We start from the raw sequence: 21,658 nt of genomic DNA on the forward strand, positions 1-21,658 counted from the left end.
CCATGAAAGAAGTCGCGGGCCCTCCTACTCCAGAGCAGATTGAAGACGGACGTCTTCTTTTTGCGGGGGAGTGCGAGTTTTTCTTCGGGTCCCAGAAGATCGAGCAGCTTCCACCAGTCGGTCGGCCTGAAGTTGCATTCGCAGGACGTTCGAATGTTGGTAAATCCAGCATCATCAATGCCCTGACGGGACGAAAGGCGCTTGCACGCGCGTCTTCCGAACCTGGGCGCACCAAGCAGCTCAACTTCTTCAATCTGTCAGACCGCATTTCTCTCGTGGATATGCCGGGTTACGGTTTTGCGAAGGCTGCAAAGTCCGTCAAGGAAGATTGGCAGAACATGATGTTCGCTTATCTCCGTGGCCGGACGACGCTCGCACGCGTTATTCTGCTTCTTGATGCCCGCATCGAGCTCAAGCCGTCCGACAAGGATGTCATGGAACTTCTGGATCGGGCAGCAGTCGTTTTTCAGATCGTTCTGACCAAGTGCGATCAGGTGCGGCCCACGGCACTCAAAGCCAAGATTGCGGATGTGGAAGCTCTTGCGCTCAAGCATGCTGCTGCCTATCCACGCATCGTTTGCACCAGTAGCCAGACCGGCGAAGGTATCGAAGATCTGCGTGCGGAAATTGCCCGCTTTGCAGATCCTGCCAAGACCTCAGTGGAAGGATAAGTCCGGCCGTGAGCAAAAAGACCCACAGTGAAAAGCTGCCGGAAATTCCGCCGGCCGTGAATATGGATGATGCCCAGCAGCAGGCGGCCATCCTTGCCAGTGCCCTTCCGTATCTGCGGCGTTATGCCGGTGACACCATCGTTGTGAAGTATGGTGGCCATGCGATGGGCGAGGGAAAGCTTGCCAGCGCTTTTGGCTACGATATTGCCCTGCTCAAGCTGGTGGGGATCAACCCGATCGTCGTGCACGGCGGTGGCCCGCAGATCAGTTCCATGCTGGATCGTTTGCAGATTCGTTCCCATTTCATAGATGGCCTTCGCGTGACAGACGCCGCGATGGTGGACGTCATCGAAATGGTTCTCGCTGGCAGTGTGAACAAGCAGGTTGCAGAACTCATCAATCGTGCTGGTGCGATGGCTGTTGGTATTTCCGGCAAGGACGGGAGTCTGATCCAGGCGCGTAAGATGACCCGGAGCCGTCGCGATCCGGACAGTCAGATCGAGAGCGTGATTGATCTTGGGTTTGTCGGTCAGCCGGAAAAGATTGATCCGCGCGTGCTGTACGCCCTGCTTGGGTCAGGGTTGATCCCGGTCATTGCTCCAGTCGGTGCGGGCGAAAACGGTGAGACGTACAACATCAACGCCGACACGGCAGCTGGTGCAATCGCCGGCGCAGTTCATGCTTCACGTCTGCTGATGCTGACAGATGTTCCGGGTGTTCTGGATCGGGACGGTAAGTTGATTGAGGAACTGAGTGCTGAAGAGGCGCGCAACCTTATCAAGGATGGCACGATCTCGGGCGGTATGATCCCGAAGGTTGAAACCTGTCTGGACGCTGTTCAGAGCGGCGCGAAGGCTGCCGTTATTCTGGATGGCCGTGTGCCGCATACCTGCCTGTTGGAGCTGTTCACACGGGCTGGACCGGGAACGCTCATCAAAGCATGAACCGGATTATGGCGCTTCGTAAGAGAAGCGCCATTTTTTTTGCTCGTCCATAGCGTCGTGAAGGGCCTGTGTCGCTCTCTCAAGCAGAGTGTCAGGAGAGGTTTCCTGATCTTCTGGCTCCCTGCTGATAAGGCCGAGATACAGGGGAAGGTGCGCGGGCGGTTCGATCAGCAGGGGAATGCCGTGCGCTGTCATGCGTTCAGCGCGCTCGGCCATGGCAAAACGGTCCCCACCATCCATCCAGAGCGCAAATGTATTGCCGCTCAACCGTGCGACGGCATCTGTCGGGCGAACGGCTTTGCGGAGAAGGGCTATGCACTGGGCCAGAGCCTCTTCTCCCGCCTGAAAGCCGTTCTTCTGCGTGATGTCAGTTAGACCAGGGACGTATGCGACCATGAGGGTTGCTGGAAGGCCTTCCCGGTCCAGGCGCGGAATGCGACGTTCCATCTCATCTTTCAGGCCATCCCAGTTCAGAAGATTGGATGCGAGATCGTAGTGGGATTCCCCCAGAACCCGGCGTTGAAGAGCATCATGCTCCTGAATGGTGGCAATGAATGCCATAACGGTCTGAAGGAGTTCAATTTCCTCATGAGACCAGGACGTATTTTTCCAGAAGATCAGCCCAAGTGGAGATTGACTGCGGATAACCTCACAGATCAGGACGCCATAGTCTGAGCCGGCTGAAAACCGGATGGCGGACTGATCGGGGATGAGTGTGTTTCCTTGAAGACATTCCTGCAGACCCTGTGGAAATGCCGCGGACTGATGAAGGATGCTCTCATCCGTTGGGGGCGTGAATGAATTGAAGAGCAGGCTGTTAGCCTGAAGAATTCCCTGAAGCTCGGTCAGCGCCGCGGCGATACCCAGACGAGGCAGAATAGCTCCGCGCATGGCCTTCAGAATCTTGCGGATCACGGGCAGGGTTAAGGACTGATTTTCCCGCAGCGGGAGGAGGCTGGGATGGTTCAGTCCTGGATCAGGCATTGCCACGAAGGCTCCATGCTGGCGCGGCCCATAAAGCCGCCTTGATGATGCAGGCTGCTACCCTGCGGCGTGGATGAACTTGAAACGGGCTTGTTGTTCCAAAGAAAGGCCCGGAGCAGATCAGGAGTTTCTTTCGGGCCGTTTCTGAGACAGTACGCTCCCTGTTTTCCATAGGCGCAATAGGTTAACGGAAGCTTAATAACGTGACCCACTCCGCTGAAGGGGAAAGAGCCGTTGACAGGCACGGCCGGGGATCGCATGGTCCGGCGGTTTTCTGCTCCTTTTCCGGATGGTCCTGATGCCTCACGATACGCTTCGCACCGCCATTGACGCTCTTTGGGAGCGTCGTAACACTCTGAACGCACAGACAGAGGGGGAAGATCGCGAGGTCATCGAAACCGCGCTTAAAGGTCTTGATGCCGGTACGCTGCGTGTGGCCGAGCCGAGTGAAGATGGCTGGGTCGTGCATGAATGGCTAAAGAAGGCCGTTCTGCTGTCCTTCCGTCTGAATGACAGCCGCGTCATGGTCGGTGGTTGCGGTGGTGAGCCGGCTTTTGACAAGGTTCCGCTGAAGTTCGACGGCTGGGATCAGTTCCGTTTCGCTGAAGCCGGTTTCCGGGCGGTTCCGGGCGCCATTGTTCGTCGTTCGGCATTTATTGCTCCGAACGTTGTTCTGATGCCGAGCTTCGTCAATGTTGGTGCCCGTGTGGACAGCGGCACGATGATCGACACCTGGGCAACGGTTGGCTCCTGCGCCCAGATTGGCAAGAACTGCCATATCAGCGGTGGCGCTGGCATTGGTGGCGTTCTGGAGCCGCTCCAGGCTGCTCCGGTCATCATTGAAGACGACTGCTTTATTGGTGCACGTTCGGAAGTTGCTGAGGGCGTGATCGTGGAGAAGGGCTCTGTCCTGTCCATGGGTGTGTTTATCGGTGCATCCACAAAGATTGTGGATCGTGCGACGGGTGAGATCTTTATGGGCCGTGTTCCGGCTTATTCCGTTGTCATTCCAGGTACGCTGCCGCCGAAGGAGCCGGGTCAGCCGTCTCTCGCCTGTGCCGTGATCGTCAAGCGCGTTGACGAGCGTACGCGCTCCAAGACGTCCATCAACGAACTTCTGCGCGACTGATCTATGCCGTCCCCATCTTTTCCGACTGACCCTGTTGCCCTTGCGCAGGATCTGATCCGTTGCCAGTCCGTTACTCCAGCCGATGATGGAGCACAGGCTCTTCTGGTATCGGTTCTGGAAGGGATGGGGTTTGAGGTCACGCATCTTCCTTTTGGACCAGAAGATGCGCCGACTCCGAATTTTTACGCCCGGATCGGAACGGGGAGCCCGTCTCTCTGTTTCGCAGGGCATACGGATGTTGTACCCCCCGGCGAGGGCTGGGTGCATGATCCGTTCTCCGCCGAAATCCATGATGGCCGCCTCTATGGGCGTGGCATTGCGGACATGAAGGGCGGTGTGGCCTGCTCCGTTGCAGCTATCGCCCGCTTTCTGAAAAGCCGTCCGCTCAAGGGATCGATTTCCCTTCTCATTACGGGCGATGAAGAAGGCCCGGCGCATTTTGGTACGAAGCCTGTTATCGATTGGCTGGCCGCACGTGGAGAGGTGCCGGATTTCTGCCTTCTGGGTGAGCCGACTAATCCGTCCGCTCTTGGCGATACCATCAAGATTGGTCGCCGCGGCAGCATGAATGCTGAAATTACCATGCGTGGCGTGCAGGGGCATGTGGCCTATCCCCATCTGGCGGATAATCCCGTACATCGCCTTCTGGCGGCCCTGACTGAACTGACAGGCCGCTGCCTTGATGAAGGGACGGAATGGTTTTCTCCGTCGTCTCTGCAGGTGACGAGTGTTGATGTTGGAAATCCAGCTACGAATGTTATTCCGACCGATGCGCGTGCACGGCTGAACATACGGTTCAATGACAGCCACACGGGAGCCGCTCTGGCTGACTGGATCAGGGGCGTTGTAAGCCGTCATGCACCAGACGGCGACGTGAAGATCGCCATCAGTGGTGAAGCATTCCTGACGCAGCCAGGACCGGCAGTGAACTGTCTTGAACAGGCTGTTCAGGATGTGACGGGGCGTCGCCCGAAGCTCGATACGGGTGGCGGAACATCCGATGCCCGCTTCATTTCGCAGTATTGTGCTGTTGCAGAGTTTGGTCTGGTGGGCGCGACCATGCACAAGCGGGACGAGCATGTTGATGTTTCGACCCTTGAAGATCTGACCCGCATTTATCTGACGTTCATGGAAAGATTTGGCCTGTGACCCCAGACCGCCCGAATGGCATGCCTCCCGTCGGAGGGATGAATGTTCCGCTCGGAGTATGGCTTCTGGGGCGCGGCCGTGGCGTCGGAATTAACTGTTTCGCGCCGGGTATGCAGCCACTCATGGCAGCGCTGGCCCCGACGGTAGCGATAGCGCTGATCGGAATTTTCGGGGCGTTTTTCATGCCCGTGGAGCAGCGCGGGCTCCGATTGACGCAGGCGCTTGTTCAGCTTGTCTGCACGCTGCTTCAGCTTGTGGTGTCTGAGCGGTATGCCGCTTTTGCGGGGCGCAAGGGCCTGTGGTCGCGTTACGCGACGGCCTCGCTCTGGTGTGCGTGGCTGCCGCTGGTCATGATGATCATGGCCGAGGGTGTCATGCGGATGGTGATGCCGGGCAGTGCATCATCATCGGCAGCCGTTGCGGGAGTGGCTGCTGGTGTGCAGCTCTACAGCCTTTGGCTGACCTGGTATGTCACGCGCGTTGGCCTGATGATGACAGCGTTGCAGGCGGTCATCATGACGGTTTTGCAGACGCTGAGCGCTGTTGTTCTGTTCGGCCTGCTGTGGCTACTGCCACCGCATTACAATGCTTTGGTTGATCTGTTCGGGGGCGTTTGACGTCTTAGGCGAACGGATCTTCAGGGTAGCCGACGCCTGTCAGGCATAAGCCGTCTGGCGGAGATGTCGGCCCTGCGGCACAGCGGTTTTTCGCTTCTAGAATATCCCGCATTTTTTCTGCTGGCCACTGGCGTGATCCGACCATGACGAGCGAGCCGACCATATTCCGGACCTGATGGTGCAGGAAGGATCGGGCTTGTGTATCGACAAGGACGAGGTCACCCTCACGGTGGATTTTTAAGACATCCAGAGTGCGGACCGCGCTTTTGGCCTGACAGGCGATGGCCCGGAAGGATGTGAAATCGTGCGTTCCGAGCAGGAAGTTCGCACCTTCCTGCATGAGATCTACGTCCAGCGACCGTTTGACGTGCCAGACGTGGCTTTCCTGCAAGGCCGGACGAGCCTGACGGTTGAGGATGGTAAACCGGTAGCTCCGCCACGTCGCGGAGAAGCGGGCGCTCCAGTCCAGACTGACGGGCGCGGCCTGAAGCACAACGACAGGGTGGGGCTTGAGATAATATCCCATGCCATCGCGGATCTGACGGCCATTGATCGGTGCGTCGGCCGGGAAATCGAGATGGATTACCATGCCGGAGGCGTGGACGCCTGCATCCGTGCGCCCCGCTGTAATGCTGGAGACGGCACGGCCGCCAACCAGTTTTGAGGCTGCTGCCTCAATCAGGGTCTGGATGGAGAGGCCGTCTTTCTGGCGCTGCCAGCCGACGTAATTTGTACCGTCATATTCAATCTTCAGGGCCCAGCGTGCGATGTCGTCCTCAGCCAAGACGTGTCCCCTTCGGGACGGCTTGTCCTCGTACGAAATCGCTGGCGTTCATCATGCTGCGTCCGGGTTTCTGAATACGCTCGATGCGGAGCGCGCCGGTGCCACAGGCAATGGTCAGGGCGTGGTCAATGGCCGTACCCGCATCAGAGCCCGACTGTTCAGGCAGCGGTGTTGCGGCGCCAATCTTGAGCACCACATCATCGAGTGTCGTGAATGCCCCGGGCCATGGGGTCAGGCCACGGATCTGACGGTCGATGTCCTCGCAACTGCGAGACCAGTCGATCCGACCGTCCTCGCGCTTGAGCATGTGGGCGTAGGTCACGCCTTCTTCAGGCTGGGGCACGGCAACAGGCTGTTCCTGCAAGGCGCGAACGATCAGTCGCCCACCGATTTCTGCCAGACGGTCATGCAGCGTGCTGGCTGTGTCGGACGCACTGATGGGGGTGGCTTCTTCTAGCAGCACGGCGCCGGTATCGAGACCTTCATCCATCTGCATGATCGAGACGCCGCTTTGGCTGTCTCCTGCAACGATGGACGACTGGATTGGCGAGGCACCACGCCAGCGGGGAAGAAGGCTGGCATGGATGTTCAGGCAGCCAAGACGGGGCGCATCCAACATGACCTTGGGCAGGATCAGCCCGTAAGCCGCGACGACGGCAGCATCGGCATTGAGCGCGGCAAAGGCTTCATGCTCTGCTACGTCTTTGCGGACCCTGGCGGGCGTGCGGACTTCAATTCCGGCAGCTTCCGCCGCTTCATGGACAGGTGAGCGGCGCACGGCCTTGCCACGCCCTGCGGGGCGGGGTGGCTGCGTGTAGACTGCAACGATCTCGTGTCCTGCGGCCATGAGGGCATGCAGGGCCGGGACCGCGAAATCCGGCGTGCCCATGAAGATCAGACGCATTAGTGATTAACGCCTTCCCAGCTTCTGCTCTTTGGCGAGGCGGCGCATGATCATATTGCGCTTGAGCGTGGAAAGATGGTCCACGAATAGGACGCCATCCAGATGATCCATTTCGTGTTGGATGCAGGTCGCGAGAAGACCATCCGCGTCCCGCTCGATGATTTCGCCGGCAAGGTCCCGGTAACGGACGCGAATCGATTCGGGGCGGATCACTTCGGCATACTGGTTCGGCAGGGAGAGGCAGCCTTCTTCCCGAACGGCCATCTGCTCGGAATCCGTGACGATTTCCGGATTGATCAGAACCATTGGCTCACGGGGGGCGTCTTCCTCGGCCACATCCACGAGGGCAAAGCGCATGCCAAGGCCGACCTGCGGGGCGGCGAGGCCGATGCCGGGGGCCTTGTACATGGCGGAAAACATGCCTGGAAGCGTTTCACGCAGGAACGCCATGTCTTCCGCGCGTACTTCGCGGGCGACCTGACGCAGCACGGGGGCAGGGGCAATCAGGATCGGGGTCGGGGGCACCGCATCGATGCCGGACAGGAAATCGAATTCGCTCATGCTCTGCGATGTAGCGAGGGTGAGGCTTTTGTGCCAGTCCTGAGGGGCATTTCCCAAGGCATAACTTGCATCTTTGGGGTGCTCCACCATATCCTGTGCTGATGTCAGGTGCCTCATGGAGGGTCTGACACCCATTGTCTCGCTCGTGGAGGAGGCTCAAGCCCTATGTCCGGTCGTCTGTTTACGTCACCCATGTTCCTTGGTTTCGATCATCTTGAGCAGATGCTTGAGCGTGCGTCCAAGTCTACGTCCGACGGTTATCCGCCTTACAACATCGAACAGCTGAGCCAGACGGCCCTGCGGATCACGCTGGCTGTGGCGGGGTTCGTGATGGACGATCTTCAGATCACGCAGGAAGACAACCAGCTTGTGATCCGCGGTCGCCAGACCGATGACAGTCAGGGGCGGGTGTTCCTTCATCGTGGGATTGCTGCGCGGCAGTTTCACAAGGCGTTCGTTCTGGCGGAAGGCATCGAAATTGGTGGAGCCTGGCTTGATAATGGCCTGCTGCATATCGATCTTCTGCGCCCAGAGCCGGAAGTGCGCGTGAAGCGGATTGCCATCACGCAGGGCCGCCGGACGGCAGGAACGCCGCAGACCGTGCAGCACGAAGTGGTTCCACCCGTGGTCAAACCGCGCCGGGCACGACCGGTGCGTGATCTTGACGACGAATAAACCGTTTTTTGACAGTTTGTATGTTTCAACCTGACTGGTGCCACAGAAGCCCACAGGTTTCAGTAAGGATCAGGACTTGAACAATCCGTTCGAAAACAGTGATGGGCATGAAGAGATGCTCCCGGCCGATCTGAGACGGATCACGGGACCACAGCTTCGCACGTTGGGCATGTCCCAGCTCGCCTATGTCAGATCCGTCATGCATGACGGTGAGCTGATGGTTGCAATTCATGCTGCTGATGGCACACCCATGGCCGTGGCAGACGATGAGGAAAGCGCTATGGACGCGATCCTTGAACATGAAATGATTCCCACTCTTCTTCAGTAAGGTTCAGGCGTGCGCACCAACTCCGACATTACCCGCCATCTTGAGGAAAACCGTCTTGCCGGTGTCGTGACCCATAATGGTCTGGCCTATCTGGCCGGACAGGTCGCGGATGATGCCACGCTGGATACCGAAGGCCAGACGGCTGACATCCTGCGCCAGATCGACGCACTTCTGGCGGATCTGGGTACAGACAAAACGCGTATCCTCTCCGTTCAGATCTTCCTGACCGACATCAATGAGATCGGGAACATGAACAAGGCTTGGGATGCGTGGTTGGATACGGGTCATAAGCCCGCCCGTGCCACTGTTGAGGCCAAGCTGGCCGATCCGGACTGGCGGGTGGAAATTACGGCGATTGCGGCCCTGCGCTGAGCAGAAGCAACTCCCAACAAAAAAAGCGGTACGGCCAAACAGGTTGTACCGCTTTTTTTATTTGTTCGGGATCGTTTAGAGTCCGGTACGGGTTTTATTCAAACGTACCAGAAACGGAGATAGCTGCTACAAGGCCGGTACTAACGCTCTAGGTTGGTTGGGCCGGATGCCAATATGTTTGAAGCGCGCCTACACTATTGTGAGGGCCCCTTAAAAAGCGGTGCGCACGATCATTCGTACGGATTGTCCGGCTTTTGAGCCTGCACTTTTGGAATGACCAGGGTTCTGTTTTCCAATCAGGTGATGGCCCCGTGCAGCTTGGTCAAGGCCCCAAAAACTGAGCTTTTCAGGCTGCTCATTGAAAGAGGACGAGCAAGTGCTCGTCCTCTCTTTTGTAGATCAGAGGGTGGCATCGAACACCACGTGCTCTGCCGTTTCGTCGCCGCTTTTCATGCAGTACGCCGCGAACATTGCAATCACGACGAAGCATCCCATCGGAACAATGTATGCAAGCTGCATGTTTCCGCCGGTAGCGTCCGAAATATAGCCCTGCAGAAGCGGGAGAATGCCACCGCCACTGATGCTCATCACCAGAATGGACCCGCCATATGCGCGATCATGGCCGAGTTCATCGACGGTCAGGCCATAGATGGTTGGCCAGCAGGGGCCGAGGAGTCCACTGACGAGGATGGCTGCATAGACAGCGGTGAAGTCATGCACCATCACTGCATAACCTAGCGCAACGATGCAGAGCAGGCTGTAAACGAACAGAACACGCGCCGGGCGGGCGTGCCGCATGAAGAAGTTGGCCACCAGCTTGCCGACAAAGAACGCACAGAATGAGGCGATCAGGTACACGGAGGCCTGTCGTTCATTGATGTGCCCCAGCCGCATGGAAAGGCGAATGATGAAGCTCCAGACGCCAACCTGTGCACCGACATACAGAAACTGTGTCAGGATACCGAGGACGAAACGCTTGTTGGCGGACAGCCGTTTGAGAGCCCCGGCAGTATCCAGTTCATGACTGCGCTGCTGATCACGTCCTTTGCAGGCCGGATAACGTGTGACGCCAATGGCGATCATGACGACCAGCAGCACGCCGAGAATATAGACATATGGTTCAAGGGTGGCGTGGATCATGCCGAGCTGATGCTGCCAGGCCTGAGCGGCTGGCATGGCGGAAAGCTGCTCGCGTGACAGGTCACCATCTTTGAAAATCAGATAGGCCCCCATGCTGGAGCCAAGAATGGCGCCAATTGGCTGAAATGCACTGGCAAAGTTCAGACGGTGCGTTCCGCGTCCCGGAGGGCCGAGTAGGGTGCAATAGGTATCGGCCGCAGTTTCAATAAAGACCAATCCTGCCGCGACGACAAAAAGGGCGACAAAGAAGATCTGATATGTCGCGAAATGGGCGGCAGGGAAGAAGAGGCAGCAGCCGATCAGATACAGGAGCAGTCCAAGTTGGATCGACCATTTGTAGCTGAAGCGCTTGATGATCATGCCTGCTGGAATGCCCAGCACGAAGTAGCTGATGTAGAATGAGAACTGCACGAGAGCGGATTGAAAATCCGACAGCATGAAGGCTTTGCGAAACTGCCCGATCAGCACGTCATTGAGGCTCATTGCACAGCCCCAGAGGGAAAACAGGCAACATAGCAGCCCAAAGGCCAGAAGAGGTGTGCGGTTCAGGTAAAAGCCGTCCGGGAGTTGGACGATCGGATCAGACTTGGCCACGGATGCCTCGCAGAACTAAATTGAGCGCTAAAGATAGAAATCCGATCCCTTCAGGCTGGTACCAGCATTAGGGATATGGGGTTGGTGTTATATTGAGTGCATATATCACACATAAAGTGTTTTAAAAGTGGTATTCCCTACTTGGTTCAATGTACTGGCCTTTTAACGGGATCACATTGCATGGAGGTCCTGGGCTAGAAAGATGGGACTATCCCATCCGGGATCGTGCAGCTCATGATCCGACACCGAGGTTTAAGCCGCCATAAATAAAGGTGTGCCGGGGTAACGGCCTCTTTCTGGGGGTTCCGCCCATGCAGGGATGAGGGTAAGTCCCGACAGCCATTCACTTCCAGATCCCAGTGCCTCCGAGGACCCATGATTCGTCTCGACAACATCAGCAAGCATAACGGCCAGCGCGTCATCTTCATTGAGGCCTCGGCCGCTTTGCTGAAAGGCGAAAAAGTGGGGCTGGTGGGGCCGAACGGTGCGGGTAAGTCCACGCTGTTCCGTCTCATCACAAAGCAGGAGGAGCCTGATGAGGGCAATGTCCTGACGGATCGGGGTGTGACCATCGGCTTCTTCAGTCAGGATGTTGGTGAGATGTCCGGCCATAGTGCCGTGGCGGAAGTGATGAACGGGGCAGGGGCTGTCTCGGAAGTCGCAGCCGAGTTGGCTGAATTGGAATCTGCCATGGCGGATCCGGAGCGCATGGATGAGCTGGACAGCATCATCGAGCGCTTTGGAGAAGTACAGAGCCGGTTTGAGGATCTGGGCGGATACGCGCTGGACGGGAAGGCGCGTGAGGTTCTTCATGGTCTTGGGTTCAGCCAGGAAATGATGGATGGCGATGTGAGTCGTCTGTCTGGTGGCTGGAAAATGCGTGTGGCTCTGGGGCGTATCCTTCTGATGAAGCCTGACGTGATGCTGCTTGATGAGCCGAGCAACCATCTTGATCTGGAAAGTCTGATCTGGCTGGAGCAGTTCCTGTCCGGTTATGATGGTGCGCTGCTCATGACGTCCCATGACCGTGCCTTCATGAACCGCATCATCAACAAGGTGATCGAGATTGATGGCGGAAACCTGACAACCTATTCCGGCGACTATGAGTTCTATGAAGAACAGCGCGCCCTGAACGAGAAGCATCAGCAGGCGCAGTTCGAACGTCAGCAGGCGATGCTGGCGAAGGAAATCAACTTCATCGAGCGTTTCAAGGCCCGTGCGTCTCATGCCGCACAGGTTCAGAGCCGTGTGAAGAAGCTCGACAAGATCGACCGTGTCGAGCCGCCGAAGCGTCGTCAGGCCATGAGCTTCGAGTTCGCGCCTGCACCACGTTCAGGAGATGTGGTGGTTAACATTCAGGGCGTGGACAAGCGTTATGGCAGCCGCACGATCTATGATGGGCTGGATCTGATGATCCGCCGTCGGGAACGCTGCTGCATCATGGGTGTGAACGGTGCCGGCAAGTCCACGCTGCTGAAACTTGTGACCGGTACGACTGAGCCAGATGCAGGAACGGTCACGATCGGAAGCAACGTGAAGGTCGGTTACTTCGCTCAGCACGCCATGGACCTTCTGGATGGTGACAAGACTGTTTTTGAAACGCTGGAATATGCATTTCCGCAAGCCAATCAGGGAGCACTGCGCTCACTGGCGGGTGGCTTCGGCTTTTCAGGCGACGAAGTGGAAAAGAGCTGCCGGGTTCTGTCTGGTGGTGAGAAGGCTCGTCTGGTCATGGCTCTGATGCTGTTCGATCCGCCGAATTTTCTGGTGCTCGATGAGCCGACCAACCATCTGGACATTGCCACGAAGGAAATGCTGATTTCCGCCCTCGCGGATTACGACGGCACGATGCTGTTCGTGTCCCATGATCGTCACTTCCTGGCGGCTCTTTCCAACCGCGTGCTGGAACTGACGCCTGAGGGTATTCACCAGTATGGGGGCGGCTATTCGGAATATGTGGCGCGGACGGGTCAGGAAGCGCCGGGCCTGCATTAAGGGAAGAACTCAAACGCAGCAGGCCGGAAAAGACGCCTTCTGATCGGAGCGTGTATTGAGTTATGCGGTGCGGCTCAGGCCAACTGTTTGAACTCGCCAGCAAAACGGGCAGATGAAGAATTTGGTGCTGTTTACACCTGCATCGTGACGGCACTGGAGGAAAGGTAGAAAGTTCATTTGCGGACCGTGCAATGCGTCTGGCTGTGAATTATCGTGCTCAGGCCTGTCGAGGCGAGCGGAACCTCTACTCTGGCGGGGCTGCCGGTCTGACAGCGTACGCTGCCTGTGTTGAGACTCTGACCCGCCATTGGATCTCTGATCTTAAAGCGGCCTATTGGTGGCGGGTCGAAAAATTTGGGAGCTAGTTGTTCCCAATATATTCGATAGCTGGACGACTGTTATCGTAATGATCCGAGCGTCTTGTCATCGTGCTGGCCTTTCAGCACATGAGTCAGTTCATCAACAAGGCACAGTCTGCCATTGTTGAATTGGTAAAAGGCGATGACCTTAATTTGGCTCGTTTTTCCTGAAAGACGGATGGCGCGGGCAATATGCACTGTTGCGGCCTGATTGTCCTGGCAGACAATCTGCTGGATGTCGATTTCAAGCCTCTGAAGCGCGTTTCTTAGAGCAATGGCATGCTCCAGAAATTCGGCGAGTGTCATTTCCCGGCCATCGACAAACTGCCGGTAATCCGGCGTCATGAATTCTGTCAGCGCCGCCGGATCTGATGAGAAGTCTGTAAAAACCTCAAACATCTGACGGATAATCTGTTCTGGGCTCTGTGCTGGCATGGGATGTCCTTCGTAATTCTTGGAAGGACATATTACCGGGGCTGCTTTTGGCGTTCTTTCGGTCTCAGGCCATAATTCGACTCATATGCGCCAAATGATAGTCTCGGGAACCTGTTTAGATGAATGATCCATGGCCGTGGCTTTTCGGAAAAAGCCTGCAACAGGATATGCGACGGGAAACGGAGCGCCACTTGCACGCCGAGGGACAGATCCTGGGCATTGAAAGCGGGGTGATGGCTATCAGGGGCGTAACGGCTTACTGGCTGGTTGGTCCGGGATCGGTTCTCTGGCTGCCTCCCGGGTTTTGTCATGAGGCACGCTCTCATGGGGCTGTGGCGGGGTGGAGCCTTTATGTCCGTCCCGGATCATGTGCCGATCTGCCGCAAGAGCCCTTTCTTGCAGAATGCACCCGCCTTCTTGGGGCTCAGGCAGAGCGGTTGTCGCAAAGTGCTGAAGGGCAGACATGGTCGCCGCGTCTGGCGGGTCTGGCAGAGTGTTTCTGGGACGAATTTCTGTCTGTGCCGCGAAGGAGCGCGTCACTGCCTTTTCCCCAGTCCGCCCAACTTGTTCGGGTGACAGAAGCACTTTGTGCAAACCCGGCTGATCCTCGAGACCAGAAAGACTGGGCTGATCTGGCGGGGCTGTCTGTCCGCACATTTGTACGGCATTTCAGGGCCGAGACGCATATGCCTTTTTCAAGCTGGAAGCAGCGTCTTCGTATCCTGAATGCTCAGGAAAGGCTGGCGCGTGGTGAGCCTGTAACCTCTGTCGCTCTCAGTGTCGGTTACGAAAGTCTCGGCGCTTTTGCGGAGGTATTCAAAAAGAATACAGGATTACGCCCCAGCGATTACGGCAAATAAAGCAGTATGTGGCATCCGGCCTGACGTCATCAGAGATGCAGTCCGAAGCGCGGTCCGATCCATGTCATTGCAAAATACAGGGTAATCGTCAGGCAGCAGCCGAGGGCGAGGGAAACCCAGAAATCATATCCATGCCGTAGCAGGACCGGGATCAGCAGGAACATCGGCAGTGAGGGGATGACATACCAGAATGTCGCCTCAGCATGGGCGGCCATGTTCGCGGGGGCGGGTTTGTCGTTCCACAGCCATATCATGCCAAGAACCGAAACGAGCGGCAGTGAGGCGATGAGTGCGCCAAAGCCTGGATAACGACGGGCCAGCGTGGACGCGGTCGCAATCAGTATTCCAGAAATCAGGGCTTTTATGGCGAGATGCAGCATGGAACAGACCCTAACGGCATGGGCTGATCGTGCAATCAGCAAATAAGGTGGGGCCTGATAGAGTGAGAAGCCATCAGGACGTTTTCTTCAGGCGCCGTCTCTGGCTTGATTTCGCGATGCCCAGACCTTCCCGGTATTTCGCAACGGTGCGGCGCTGAATGGCAAAGCCCTCTTTCTGAAGCAGGGCTGTCAGGGCGTCATCCGAAAGAATGTCGTCTCCTTCTGCGGCAATGAGGGCGCGTAGACGATGTTGAATGGCGCTGGCGCTTTGAACCGAGCCGTCACTGGCCTGAAGGGCTGTTGAGAAGAACATGCGAAGTGGCACGATACCACGTGGTGTGTCCATGTATTTGCCGTTTACGACGCGGCTGACCGTGCTTTCGTGCACGTCTGTCGCGGTAGCGAGATCGCGCATGGTGAGGGGACGGAGGGCAGAAATTCCGCTTTCGAAAAAAGCGGTCTGCTGACGGATGATTTCTGCTCCGACTTTCAGAATGGTCTGGCGACGCATCTCCAGCGCCCGGATGACGGCGCTGGCTTCATTGGCATAGGTCTGGAGTTGCCGTCCTACCTCTGAGTTGCTGTCAATGTGCCGTTGAATATCCGTGTCCACGTGGCAGCGGGGCAGGGTGCGATGGTTGAATGTTAGGCGAAAACCGTCTCCGTTCCTACGGACGGTCAGGTCAGGTTGGATCGGGGTGACGGGATGGCATGGAGCGAAACCGGGACGGGGGTTGAGGGCCTGAATTTCTGCCAGCATATCGAGCAGATCATCCTGCTCGAGCTGACATTTCTGGCGCAGAAGCCGCCAGTCACGCCGGGCCAGAAGATCCAGATTGGCCAGCAGAATTTTCATGGCGGGATCGAGCCGACCGCATCGCTCCAATTGCACAGCCAGACATTCTTCCAGAGAGCGGCAAAACAGGCCGGCAGGGTCCAGCCGCATCAGAATGCGTCGGATAGACTCAAGAGCGGCTGTTTCCATGCCGAGAAGGTGTGCAATGTCGGAAACAGGCTCGGGAAGACGTCCTGCATCGTCGAGGCTGGCCAGAAGATACAGTGCTGCGGCCCGATCGCGGTGTTCAGGAAAGGTCAGATGGATCTGGCTGCTCAGATCGTCATGGAGGGAGGGGCCGGGAGCGGCGGTTTCAGGTTGTTCCGCTCCTGACGTGAAACGATCCGGATCGTCGTCATGGTAATCGGGCGCTTCGGCAGGTTCTGGAAGCACGACTGTATCGGCTGGTTCAAGAACGAGCAGGGGGTTGAGTTCCGCAATCTGCTGGAGGGACTGCGTCAGTTCCTGATGGCCGAGTTGCAGCATCGCAATCGCCTGACGCAACTGTGGCGTCATGACGAGCGACTGCGACTGGCGCTGTATCAGACCGGGACCGAGCATCCCGTCAGATTAGAGCGAGAAGTTCTCTCCAAGATAGACCCGGCGCACATCTTCGTTTGCGACGATGGCTTCCGGTGTGCCTTCCATCAGAACCTGACCACCATGCATGATGTAGGCGCGGTCAATAACTTCAAGCGTTTCGCGGACGTTATGGTCCGTAATCAGCACGCCGATGCCACGATCCTTGAGGTGGGACACAAGATCGCGAATTTCGCCCACCGCAATCGGATCAATACCGGCGAGAGGTTCATCGAGCAGAATATAGTTCGGCTGGCTGGCCAGAGCGCGGGCAATTTCCAGACGGCGACGTTCACCACCGGACAGCGCCAGCGACGGAGAGCGACGAAGATGGGTGATGCCGAACTCAGCCAGAAGGCCATTCAGCATGGTTTCGCGCTTTTCAGGATCGGATTCGATCACTTCCAGCGCCGCCATGATGTTCTGTTCGACGTTTAGTCCACGGAAAATGCTGGCTTCCTGCGGAAGATACCCCACGCCAAGTCGGGCGCGGCGATACATCGGAAGCTGCGTGATGTCTGCACCATCCAGCGTGATGGAACCCGTGTCAGGCTGAACCAGTCCCACGATCATGTAGAAGCTAGTGGTCTTGCCCGCGCCATTCGGCCCGAGCAGGCCAACGGCTTCACCGCGCTGAACCTGAAGCGAGACGTTTTTGACGACGGCACGCTTCTTATAGGTCTTGCCAATACCGCTGGCGACAAGGCCGGTCTGAAGCACGGAAGCTGTGGAAGGTGTCTCGGTCACTTTGGGGCCTGGCTGCTGTTGGCTTCGTTGGGAACGACAAGTCCCTGAATAGGAGAGTCCGATCCTGGCAGCATCGTGGCAATCCCGGTTTTCATGTTCACGATGGCCTGCGACCCGTTGTTCTGGTTCTGGCCCTGCGTCACGTGAACATGGCCGATCAGGCGGGCAATCTGCGTCGCGAAAACATAGACGCCACGGTCACCCGTTGCGGTCTGGGTCTGTGTGCGCAGGACAACGTGACCCCAGCCATAGGCACGATCCAGCTTGGACGATCCGCCACCAAGCGGATTGCCATTTGTACTGGCGGGTTGGGGCTGGCCAGCGGGTGCAGGCGAATCCGGAGCGCTGAAGGAGACCAGAACGTCTGCCTTGACCTGTTTGCCATCATTGGTTGTGACGGTTGCATCCCCGCGGCCGACGGACATGCGGGTCTTGGAATGATATTCCATAACGTCCCGCGCAGTCAGAACGTCTTGTGGCGTCGTAAGCTTCAGGTGCTTGCCCGTCATGACCATGACGGCCTGATCCATGTCGTACAGGGCATGATCGCCCCAACCCTGATCCGTCTGGTTGTAGATATGGACGTTCCCGCGTGCCTCGATGCGGTACAGCTCAAGCGAGCCGCCCATCGGGTCGGCTTCGCCGCTCTGGCCATTTGCGGGTGGCGGCGGCGGTGTTGGCTGGCCGTCGGGGGCTGTCTTTTTGCGGAGATATCCGATGAGTGTATCGGCATCGACAGTTACATCCCCACGAACGGCGCGGGCGCCCCCTGTCAGGGTAACAGTCTGGGCATTGCGATCGTAGATTTCCTCGTTTTTCCAGAACAGCTTGACGGCCTCACCATGAGACATGTCCAGCCCGTCTGCATAGGCGGCAGGAGTGGCTACGGTCGCGAGAAGAAGTCCTGCAATGGGAAGCAGTCGGCTGATGCGGCTCATCATTTCTCTGTCTTGGCTCCTTCCTGGCGGAGGCGGGCCGCCGGGGAAGGGGGGCCGTTATCGTCATTGCGGACCGTCAGACCCGGCCCTGTAAACTGCATGATACCCGCATGCTGGTCCAGGAAATAGCCCTGAGCATCCTGTGTGCCAAATGGCCCTTCGGCATGGACCCAGTCCCGAGAGGCAATCACGTCCTGTTTCAGGTCCATATCTGCGGACGGACCGTTCATGAGGGTGCCGTCATCGCGGTACAGGACGACGTTGTCATCAAGGTTCAGGGTCTGCTCGTGCTGCATATAAATGCCACGATCGGCCTTGATATGGGCCCAGGAATTCCCCGAAAGCTCAATATCCGCCACGGGGTCCACCAGATCAACGCGGTCCGGGCCTTGCTGATGCGTGGTGCGGGCCGTGATCATGTAGAGATGGTTATGGGCGTCCAGACCGCGATAGACGGCATTTTCCATGTTGCCGCTTTCGACGCGAAGCCGGGCCATTTCTTTCAGGGCCGCACGGTTCTGGTTCACGAGATGGGAAATCTCAGGCCATGCCGCAATCGAACTGAGTAGAACGAGTGCCAGGCCGGGAAGGGCCCATTTGGCGAAACCCAGCAGAGAGCGCCTGCGGGCGAGTTGCTCAGCATTTGGGGCCGTACGTACCCTGTCAAAAGCCGCGCGGCGAAGGGCATCGAGCTTCGCCAGGCTCTCGCTGCGGTTCTCGGCGAAATCATCACGCCGGGGGCGTTTGTCGTCCTGAGGCGTGCTCATGCCAGACCAGCCCGCAAAAGGTCATGCAGGTGAATGATGCCCTGTGGTCGCCCATCTTCGCCCACGACGAAAAGACTTGTGATGGGTTTGGAGCGTGCATTCATAAGAAGCAGGACGTCCTGTGCCAGAGTCGCGGGGGTGGTCGTGATCGGTGACCGGTTCATCACTTCTTCAGCTGTTGTCGCATCGAGATCACGGTGCAGCGCACGGCGAAGATCCGCATCCGTGATGAGGCCGCAGAGCACGCCTGCGTCATCTGTAACACCCATGCACCCGAATGCCTTGCGTGTCATCTCCAGAATGACGGAGCGTAGCGAGAGGCTGGTCTTCCCGAGGGGGAGGGCGTCGCCGGTATGCATCAGTTCCCGCACTGGCCGCAGTCTGGCGCCCAGACGGCCTCCGGGATGGAAGGTCTGGAAATCGCTAGCCGTAAAGCCGCGCTTTTCAAGGAGGGCAATGGCCAGCGCGTCGCCCAGAGCAAGCTGGAGAAGTGTGCTCGTCGTTGGAGCCAGCCCCATGGGGCACGCTTCCCTGGCTTTGGGAAGCACGAGAGCAATTTCTGCTGCACGGGCCAACGCAGACGTTTCGACGGAGGTTATCGCAATCACGCCGAGATGTTTGTGCGATGCATAAGACAGAATTGCGGCAAGTTCGGCTGTTTCGCCAGAATTTGACAGCGCAAGGATTAGATCGCCTGCTGCGACCATGCCCAGATCGCCATGGGAGGCTTCAGCGGGATGCACAAAAAGGGAAGGTGTGCCAGTGGAGGCCAGGGTTGCCTGGATCTTGCGGCCAATATGCCCGGATTTTCCGATGCCGGTGACGATCAGTCGGCCGGGGCAGTTCAGGATACGGTCAACGGCTTTTGAGAAAGCAGATCCAAGCGATGAATGAAAGGCTGCTTCCAGCGCCTCAAGGCCCTGACGTTCCGCTGCGAGGGTATGCAGGGCCGAGGGAAGGGGCGAGACAGCTTGGCTGGTCATGAATTCAGGGCCGGGTCGTGATTAGGCGCGGTGTGCGAAGATATCGGGATTTTCATATCCCAGAAGATCAAGACGTGCGCGGGCCGACAGGAAATCAAAGCACGACTGCGCCAGTTCACGACGGTTTTCCCGGATCAGCATGGCTTCCAGTTTCTCCCACAGGGCGTGCAGATGCAGCACATCAGACGCAGCATAGCGCTTTTGGTCTTCCGTGAGGATGTCTGCGCCCCAGTCAGAGCTCTGCTGATGCTTGCTCATCTCCACACCAAGCAGATCGCGGCACAGATAGGCTAGGCCGTGGCGATCCGTGAAAGTATAGACGAGACGCGCGGCAATCTTGGTGCAGATGACGGACGAAATGGTGATACCCAGAGCGTGCTGGAGAACGGCCACATCAAAGCGAGCGAAGTGCATCAGTTTGGTGATGGACTCATCCGACAGGAGAGCCTTGAGATTGGGGCAGTCATAACCGCGCCCCCCCATGGAAACAGGCTTGATCTGCACAAGATGCGCTTCACCGTCGCCGGCGGAAAGCTGCACAAGGCAGAGGCGATCTCTGTGGGGATTGAGACCCATGGTCTCGGTATCAATGGCGACAACAGGGCCAATATCAAAATCGTCCGGCAGGTCGCCGTCATGAAGATGGATGGCGTTCTGCTGGCTCATGATAGTGTCACCAATTTTTTTAGAAGCTCAGAGGGTGAGGCTTATGAAGCCTGACCGTCTGTGGTGCCCAGAAGAAGACTCGAACTTCCACGTCCTTTCGGACACAGGTACCTGAAACCTGCGCGTCTACCAATTCCGCCATCTGGGCTCAGAAAGCACCGGGTTTTTTCAGTTTCCTGAAGCATCCCGGGTTGGTGAAGAGGCGTTTACCTCGACTGTAGGGACGCGTCAACTGTCTGCATGAAAGAAAAGAAGAAAATGGAGAAACTTTTTTCCCGGACTTCGCCACGTAAGGTGGCGGTCCTCGGCGGCGGTGGCTTTATAGGCCGCAGCTTTGTCCGGAAGCTGGTTGCAACAGGACATATCGTTCGGGTCGGAAGCCAGAATCCAGAAGCGATTCAGGGGCTTGGCAAGGCAAGGGGGACCGGGCGTGTCGAGTTCCTGAAAGTCTCTGTCAATGATGCCGATCAACTGGATCGTCTGTTTGATGGAGCGGACGCGGCGGTTAATCTGGTCTCAGTCATGACGCCGGATGTCCGGGTGCTTCACAGGATCAATGTGGAAGGAGCCCATCTGGCTGCCGTCCGCGCACAGCGTGCAGGGGTGAAGAGTTATGTTCACATGTCTGCCATTGGAGCTTCACTGACGTCGCCAGGCGCTTATGGTCGGAGCAAGGGGGCGGCTGAGCAGGTTGTCAGGCGTGTGTTTCCGGATGCCGGATTGTTGCGTCCTTCCGTCGTGTTCGGTCCAGAGGATAGTTTCTTCAATCTGTTTGCTCTGATTGCGGCAGTCTCGCCTGTTCTGCCGGTTTTCGCTCAGCACACACGTTATCAGCCGGTTTTTGTCGAAGATGTTGCTGAAGCTTTGCTGCGTCTGCTGGAGCCTGAGCATGCAGGACGTATCCTCGAGGCTGGCGGCCCCGACATTCTGAGTATGCGGGAGATGATGGCGTTTGTTCTGGAAGCGTCTGGTCGTCACGGGTTTCTGCTACCGATCCCGGCGGTGCTCGCCCGTCTTGAAGCTTCCGTGTTGGAGAGGTTGCCGGGCCACCTGCTGACGCGTGATCAGGTGGCGATGATGTCCGTCGATAATGTGGTGCATCCGGGGCCAGACAATTTGCAGACGCTGGATATCCATCCGGTGTCCATGCGAATGGTGGTGCCGGAGTATCTGAAGGCGGGAGTTTTCAGGCTTTATCGACAGCTCAAATCCTGATCGGTCCATATCGGACCTAAATAATGTGGGATTTCTGCAATGAAAGC

The 21,658-nt window shown here is 57.5% G+C and carries 24 protein-coding genes and 1 tRNA gene; 11 read left to right on the forward strand and 14 right to left on the reverse strand.

Annotated features, from left to right (window positions below; translation table 11 throughout):
* Nucleotides 1-2: 2 nt before the first annotated feature.
* Together yihA and argB are read left to right on the forward strand one after the other, a co-directional pair.
* On the forward strand, nucleotides 3-671 hold the full coding sequence (gene yihA, locus GFR01_RS02220) for a ribosome biogenesis GTP-binding protein YihA/YsxC (protein WP_063904226.1): 669 nt from the start codon (nucleotides 3-5) through the stop codon (nucleotides 669-671).
* A 62-nt stretch (nucleotides 672-733) separates the two neighbouring features.
* Nucleotides 734-1,615 carry an acetylglutamate kinase gene (argB, locus tag GFR01_RS02225; protein WP_174694664.1) on the forward strand — a complete coding sequence of 294 codons (882 nt, stop codon included), beginning with the start codon at nucleotides 734-736 and terminating at the stop codon, nucleotides 1,613-1,615.
* Nucleotides 1,616-1,621: 6 nt separating this feature from the next.
* Here argB and GFR01_RS02230 read toward each other — a convergent pair whose 3' ends face one another.
* On the reverse strand, nucleotides 1,622-2,599 hold the full coding sequence (locus tag GFR01_RS02230; RefSeq protein ID WP_099181095.1) for a GGDEF domain-containing protein: 978 nt from the start codon (nucleotides 2,597-2,599) through the stop codon (nucleotides 1,622-1,624).
* Nucleotides 2,600-2,897: 298 nt separating this feature from the next.
* Here GFR01_RS02230 and dapD point away from each other — a divergent pair, with 298 nt between their 5' ends.
* From dapD to GFR01_RS02250, 3 genes are read left to right on the forward strand one after another with little or no spacing between them, the layout of a single operon-like run.
* Nucleotides 2,898-3,728 (forward strand): 2,3,4,5-tetrahydropyridine-2,6-dicarboxylate N-succinyltransferase, encoded by an 831-nt coding sequence (gene dapD, locus GFR01_RS02240; protein WP_063904223.1) that lies wholly within the window; start codon nucleotides 2,898-2,900, stop codon nucleotides 3,726-3,728.
* Between the two features lie 3 nt (nucleotides 3,729-3,731).
* On the forward strand, nucleotides 3,732-4,877 hold the full coding sequence (dapE, locus tag GFR01_RS02245; protein WP_099181097.1) for a succinyl-diaminopimelate desuccinylase: 1,146 nt from the start codon (nucleotides 3,732-3,734) through the stop codon (nucleotides 4,875-4,877).
* The gene (locus tag GFR01_RS02250) at nucleotides 4,874-5,494 is read left to right on the forward strand and encodes a hypothetical protein (RefSeq protein WP_063904221.1); all 621 of its coding nucleotides are present in this window, start codon (nucleotides 4,874-4,876) and stop codon (nucleotides 5,492-5,494) included. Before dapE ends, GFR01_RS02250 begins: the two co-directional genes overlap by 4 nt.
* A gap of 4 nt (nucleotides 5,495-5,498) precedes the next feature.
* Here the strand turns inward: GFR01_RS02250 and truA are convergent, their stop codons facing one another.
* From truA to def, 3 genes are read right to left on the reverse strand one after another with little or no spacing between them, the layout of a single operon-like run.
* Nucleotides 5,499-6,278, reverse strand: a complete 780-nt coding sequence (gene truA / locus GFR01_RS02255) for a tRNA pseudouridine(38-40) synthase TruA (RefSeq protein WP_099181098.1) — start codon at nucleotides 6,276-6,278, stop codon at nucleotides 5,499-5,501.
* Nucleotides 6,271-7,182, reverse strand: coding sequence for a methionyl-tRNA formyltransferase (fmt, locus tag GFR01_RS02260; RefSeq protein WP_099181099.1), 912 nt, complete (start codon nucleotides 7,180-7,182; stop codon nucleotides 6,271-6,273). Before fmt ends, truA begins: the two co-directional genes overlap by 8 nt.
* 6 nt (nucleotides 7,183-7,188) lie before the next feature.
* Complete coding sequence (gene def / locus GFR01_RS02265) at nucleotides 7,189-7,743, reverse strand: peptide deformylase (RefSeq protein WP_167384211.1); 555 nt, start codon at nucleotides 7,741-7,743, stop codon at nucleotides 7,189-7,191.
* Between the two features lie 165 nt (nucleotides 7,744-7,908).
* Here def and GFR01_RS02270 point away from each other — a divergent pair, with 165 nt between their 5' ends.
* The 3 genes from GFR01_RS02270 (at nucleotide 7,909) to GFR01_RS02280 (ending at nucleotide 9,118) form a co-directional block, all read left to right on the forward strand.
* Nucleotides 7,909-8,418, forward strand: a complete 510-nt coding sequence (locus GFR01_RS02270) for an Hsp20 family protein (protein WP_007282449.1) — start codon at nucleotides 7,909-7,911, stop codon at nucleotides 8,416-8,418.
* A 76-nt stretch (nucleotides 8,419-8,494) separates the two neighbouring features.
* Nucleotides 8,495-8,746 (forward strand): DUF1150 family protein, encoded by a 252-nt coding sequence (locus GFR01_RS02275; protein WP_063904217.1) that lies wholly within the window; start codon nucleotides 8,495-8,497, stop codon nucleotides 8,744-8,746.
* 9 nt (nucleotides 8,747-8,755) lie between these two features.
* Nucleotides 8,756-9,118 carry a RidA family protein gene (locus GFR01_RS02280; protein ID WP_099181101.1) on the forward strand — a complete coding sequence of 121 codons (363 nt, stop codon included), beginning with the start codon at nucleotides 8,756-8,758 and terminating at the stop codon, nucleotides 9,116-9,118.
* A 399-nt stretch (nucleotides 9,119-9,517) separates the two neighbouring features.
* Here GFR01_RS02280 and fucP read toward each other — a convergent pair whose 3' ends face one another.
* Nucleotides 9,518-10,852 carry an L-fucose:H+ symporter permease gene (gene fucP, locus GFR01_RS02285; protein ID WP_099181102.1) on the reverse strand — a complete coding sequence of 445 codons (1,335 nt, stop codon included), beginning with the start codon at nucleotides 10,850-10,852 and terminating at the stop codon, nucleotides 9,518-9,520.
* Between the two features lie 375 nt (nucleotides 10,853-11,227).
* Between fucP and GFR01_RS02290 the strand changes: the two genes are divergently transcribed.
* Nucleotides 11,228-12,847, forward strand: coding sequence for an ABC-F family ATP-binding cassette domain-containing protein (locus GFR01_RS02290; RefSeq protein WP_099181103.1), 1,620 nt, complete (start codon nucleotides 11,228-11,230; stop codon nucleotides 12,845-12,847).
* A 398-nt stretch (nucleotides 12,848-13,245) separates the two neighbouring features.
* On the opposite strand, the gene GFR01_RS02295 is transcribed toward GFR01_RS02290, so the two are convergent.
* The gene (locus tag GFR01_RS02295; RefSeq protein ID WP_099181104.1) at nucleotides 13,246-13,641 is read right to left on the reverse strand and encodes a nuclear transport factor 2 family protein; all 396 of its coding nucleotides are present in this window, start codon (nucleotides 13,639-13,641) and stop codon (nucleotides 13,246-13,248) included.
* 119 nt (nucleotides 13,642-13,760) lie between these two features.
* Here GFR01_RS02295 and GFR01_RS02300 point away from each other — a divergent pair, with 119 nt between their 5' ends.
* The gene (locus GFR01_RS02300) at nucleotides 13,761-14,501 is read left to right on the forward strand and encodes an AraC family transcriptional regulator (protein WP_099181105.1); all 741 of its coding nucleotides are present in this window, start codon (nucleotides 13,761-13,763) and stop codon (nucleotides 14,499-14,501) included.
* Between the two features lie 29 nt (nucleotides 14,502-14,530).
* Here GFR01_RS02300 and GFR01_RS02305 read toward each other — a convergent pair whose 3' ends face one another.
* The 8 genes from GFR01_RS02305 to GFR01_RS02340 form a co-directional block, all read right to left on the reverse strand.
* On the reverse strand, nucleotides 14,531-14,881 hold the full coding sequence (locus tag GFR01_RS02305) for a DUF3147 family protein (RefSeq protein ID WP_099181106.1): 351 nt from the start codon (nucleotides 14,879-14,881) through the stop codon (nucleotides 14,531-14,533).
* Between the two features lie 73 nt (nucleotides 14,882-14,954).
* Nucleotides 14,955-16,277: an RNA polymerase factor sigma-54 gene (gene rpoN, locus GFR01_RS02310; RefSeq protein WP_099181107.1), complete on the reverse strand. Its 1,323-nt coding sequence runs from the start codon at nucleotides 16,275-16,277 to the stop codon at nucleotides 14,955-14,957.
* Nucleotides 16,278-16,286: 9 nt separating this feature from the next.
* Nucleotides 16,287-17,042: an LPS export ABC transporter ATP-binding protein gene (gene lptB, locus GFR01_RS02315; RefSeq protein ID WP_063904210.1), complete on the reverse strand. Its 756-nt coding sequence runs from the start codon at nucleotides 17,040-17,042 to the stop codon at nucleotides 16,287-16,289.
* The gene (locus tag GFR01_RS02320) at nucleotides 17,039-17,983 is read right to left on the reverse strand and encodes an LptA/OstA family protein (protein ID WP_099181108.1); all 945 of its coding nucleotides are present in this window, start codon (nucleotides 17,981-17,983) and stop codon (nucleotides 17,039-17,041) included. Before GFR01_RS02320 ends, lptB begins: the two co-directional genes overlap by 4 nt.
* Nucleotides 17,980-18,747: an LPS export ABC transporter periplasmic protein LptC gene (gene lptC, locus GFR01_RS02325; RefSeq protein WP_063904208.1), complete on the reverse strand. Its 768-nt coding sequence runs from the start codon at nucleotides 18,745-18,747 to the stop codon at nucleotides 17,980-17,982. Before lptC ends, GFR01_RS02320 begins: the two co-directional genes overlap by 4 nt.
* Nucleotides 18,744-19,730: a KpsF/GutQ family sugar-phosphate isomerase gene (locus tag GFR01_RS02330; protein ID WP_099181109.1), complete on the reverse strand. Its 987-nt coding sequence runs from the start codon at nucleotides 19,728-19,730 to the stop codon at nucleotides 18,744-18,746. The genes lptC and GFR01_RS02330 overlap by 4 nt, the downstream gene beginning before the upstream one ends.
* A 21-nt stretch (nucleotides 19,731-19,751) precedes the next feature.
* Entirely contained in the window at nucleotides 19,752-20,396 is a 645-nt protein-coding gene (locus tag GFR01_RS02335) for a ribonuclease D (protein ID WP_007282433.1), read from the reverse strand.
* Nucleotides 20,397-20,457: 61 nt separating this feature from the next.
* Nucleotides 20,458-20,544: transfer RNA gene (locus GFR01_RS02340), tRNA-Leu, on the reverse strand.
* A 110-nt stretch (nucleotides 20,545-20,654) separates the two neighbouring features.
* Between GFR01_RS02340 and GFR01_RS02345 the strand changes: the two genes are divergently transcribed.
* Nucleotides 20,655-21,611, forward strand: a complete 957-nt coding sequence (locus GFR01_RS02345) for a complex I NDUFA9 subunit family protein (RefSeq protein ID WP_244902115.1) — start codon at nucleotides 20,655-20,657, stop codon at nucleotides 21,609-21,611.
* The last annotated feature ends 47 nt before the right edge of the window (nucleotides 21,612-21,658 follow it).

It is taken from the genome of Gluconobacter frateurii (genome assembly GCF_002723955.1).
GTDB lineage: Bacteria > Pseudomonadota > Alphaproteobacteria > Acetobacterales > Acetobacteraceae > Gluconobacter > Gluconobacter frateurii.